Below are 3,126 nucleotides of genomic sequence, written 5' to 3'. Positions count from 1 at the left end.
TGATTTTTTAATACAATTTGAAATCTATGACTACTTAAAGAAATTGTAAATAACATTAGAACGCTTAAAGCGATTAAAAAATCAATTAGTGTATTAAAAATATTAATATTTAATGGATTTTCTAAAGTACTATACTTTAATTTACCTAGCCCCGGTAATGCCCATTCACATGAATATAATAATATTGAAACGAGGGCTAAAAAGGATTTTACTTTTATATCTGCTCTTTTATATAAAGATTTAATTGTGTTGTAATATTTCCCAAAAACAGCACCGATAACAAAAAAAGAGCTGTAGTAAAAAGTATAAGAATAAGAGTATATAAAGCGGAATAAAAATTCGTTACTAATTAATAAAGAAATGTTCAAAGTTATTACCCACAATGACAATGTTATGAACATACACAGCGGTAATGACTTTTTCCAATCGTATTTTATTATTGGAATAAGCAAAAATGGAAAGAACAGCGAAATGCGCATTTCATGAACTAAACTCCAAGTTACCGTATTTAGGTTATGGGTATCATAACTTAACATTAATGTGTAATCTAAAACCGTTTTTATCGTAATTGGGTCGGACCACATATTATTAAACCAATCACTAAAAGAATGCGCATTTTTATCATTAAGATAAATAAATAATAGTCCTGATATTAATATGGATACAATATATGGTATATAAATTCTACAAAATCTTTTGTATATATAGAAAGGGTAATAAACGGAATTACCTTTTAAGAAAGGAAGAGATAAAACAAATCCGCTTAAAACAAAGAATAAAATAACTGCTTCATGACCACCCCATATAATATGTAAAGGTGAGTTGGTAAATATCTTTACTATAGTAGAATTAATCTGTTCGTGTTGATGTGCAGCCAAAAAAATAGGTAATGTTAACAAAGTGTGATGAATAACAACAGTAAGGGAAGCTATCCCTCTCAAAGAGTCAAGTTCTTCTAATCGATTCGACAAAAAAATACCCCCAATAAATGCTTATTAAATTATTTGCCAAAATCTGAAAAAAAGCAATATCTTTTTACAGGAAAATATTTAAACAAATTTTCTGGGTAGAGAAATCCTAATTTATTAAAAAATTGAGTTGGAGAGGGTTGATAACAACTCTCTTTTTTGTGCTTATAATTTAAGGAGGTAAAGGGATGAAACAGTTTTAGTAACTCTAGATTTAAGCGCGTTATTTACCTTCTGAAATGGTTTTTTCAGTGTGGCTGCAGGTGCAATCTACTCATTTTTTAGCGAAGTATATGGCTGTAAATTTCTATCTACTTTGCGTTAGCTATTGCTTTGATTTGGCGGGTGCGATTGCTGCGGCTAAGAAAGATGGTAGTTATGTTTGTGAATACGATATTTAGGGTGTTATGAGAACTGCCGTAATGCTTACTGAAGATAAGGTTCGCTCGTTCATAATATGGTGCTTCGAGTAAGCAAGAATTTTGTAATCTATTGTAGACACTATGATAATAAATTGTTAATATTTTGGTAGTGTAAATTTTTTTGGATTACTTTTACAAGTATGACATAACTAGTGAGTATTTAATGGGGGATTGATGTGACTAAGAAAGGTCCACACATAAGTATTAGTGTAACAACTCAGTTAAAGGGGTTGGCAATACTATTAGTAATTGTCGGCCACATGATTCAAAGAGGAATACTTGAAATACCTTACTTAATCTGGGGAGGACAGTTGGGTGTTACTATATTTATTATCCTATCCGGATATGGAATAACAAAGTCATACATGCATAATGGATTGGATAACTTCTTTTTTAAAAGATTTGATAAAGTTATATTTCCATATTTTCTAGTGACATTGCTTTGGGTGATTATAGATATTTTTATCTTTGAGAAAGAATTTAATCAATTTGATATTATATTAGCTTTGATAGGACTGGACTTAAATAGAGCAATTGACCCGTCTATGTGGTATATAACATACTCTGTACTTTGGTATGGAATGTTTTTTCTTGTCTTTTCTCTGCCAATAAAAAATTCAATTAAGATAACAATTCTAATTTATTTTTCGTATATTATTTTATTTCATTACCCTCAACTTGAATTTTTGAATGCGATGTCGTATCAATTTGGGTTATATGCTTTTATGTTTCCAATGGGTATTTTTCTAGGGCTATATTATGATAAGTTGGTTGATAAATGTAAGAAAAACAGCGCGATATATATACTTATTAGTGTTTCTTCTTTGTGTTTACTATATTATTTCAGCACAATAACCCCAGGGATAAAAGACTTACCTCCTTATAAATATCATATTAATAATATTTTTTGGGGTATTGGAATTATTGGCTTACTTGTAACAGTAGGTTATTTCGGATTTAAATCTAAGATACTAACAGTTATTGGTAATTACTCCTATGAACTATATCTTTTCGAATTTGTTTTTTTATTTAAATATGATGTGTTTAAGTATTTTGGTAGTTACGTTGGTTTTATTATTTATTTATTATTACTTATCGGATTAAGTATCGCGTTAAAGAGGATCTTACCTAAAATTAAAAAAATTGTTTTTTCCACTGATGACAATTTAATAATAAGAAGAAAGTTAGAACTAAGTAATGAAATAAATGAGTCTAAATAGGACGAAAAGACGAACTAAATATTATTGATTAAGAGTCCTTCCAGGGCTCTTTTTATTTTGTGAAAAAGGTCGGTGATGGAATGACTATTGAGATTGGTGTATTAATTGCAACTGCAGGATTGTTACAAAGCTACCTTACTTATCAGTTTTATAAACAAAAAGATTCTAAAATAGACACACGACAGGATGCTAAAATCCAAGTGCAATTGGATTACATCGGTAAAGGCATGGACGATATTCAATTTGATTTAAAAGCAAATGAGAGGCAAATGCAGCAGTTAAACATCGAGGTAGTTCGTATTGTCGAAAGTAATAAATCGCTCCACAAAAGGATTGATAAATTAGAAGGAAGGATAATAAAAATGGATAAAGGTACGATAATTCGAACGATTGTTTTAGCTATTGCATTGGTAAATCAGTTTTTAGTGAGTCAAGACCTTTACTCAATCCCAGGTACGGCAGAGGAGCAATCAGCGTTTATCTCGTCAATGTTTACCATGGCGAGAAATACTGGCG

General features: G+C 30.1%; 4 protein-coding genes. 3 read left to right on the top strand and 1 reads right to left on the bottom strand.

Annotation, left to right across the window (positions count from 1 at the left end; genetic code table 11):
- Positions 1–971, bottom strand: a 971-nt coding sequence (locus V7124_RS24425; RefSeq protein WP_335494239.1) for an acyltransferase family protein, incomplete at its 3' end; no start/stop codon positions are given.
- Between the two features lie 236 nt (positions 972–1,207).
- Between V7124_RS24425 and V7124_RS24420 the strand changes: the two genes are divergently transcribed.
- From V7124_RS24420 to V7124_RS24410, 3 genes are all read left to right on the top strand, one after another.
- On the top strand, positions 1,208–1,369 hold the full coding sequence (locus V7124_RS24420; RefSeq protein WP_335494237.1) for a hypothetical protein: 162 nt from the start codon (positions 1,208–1,210) through the stop codon (positions 1,367–1,369).
- Between the two features lie 197 nt (positions 1,370–1,566).
- Entirely contained in the window at positions 1,567–2,610 is a 1,044-nt protein-coding gene (locus V7124_RS24415; RefSeq protein ID WP_335494235.1) for an acyltransferase family protein, read from the top strand.
- A 59-nt stretch (positions 2,611–2,669) separates the two neighbouring features.
- The coding region (locus tag V7124_RS24410) for a phage holin (RefSeq protein WP_335494233.1) at positions 2,670–3,126 on the top strand (457 nt) is incomplete at its 3' end.

Source organism: Neobacillus niacini (assembly GCF_036961885.1).
GTDB lineage: Bacteria > Bacillota > Bacilli > Bacillales > Cytobacillaceae > Neobacillus > Neobacillus niacini_H.
Note: the sequence above shows the minus strand (reverse complement) of the source record. Positions and strands in the feature narration are given on the sequence as shown.

Coding starts and splice junctions, on each gene's coding strand:
- V7124_RS24420 (WP_335494237.1), top strand. CDS start 1,208: ATGGTTTTTTCAGTGTGGCTGCAGGTGCAATCTACTCATTTTTTAGCG.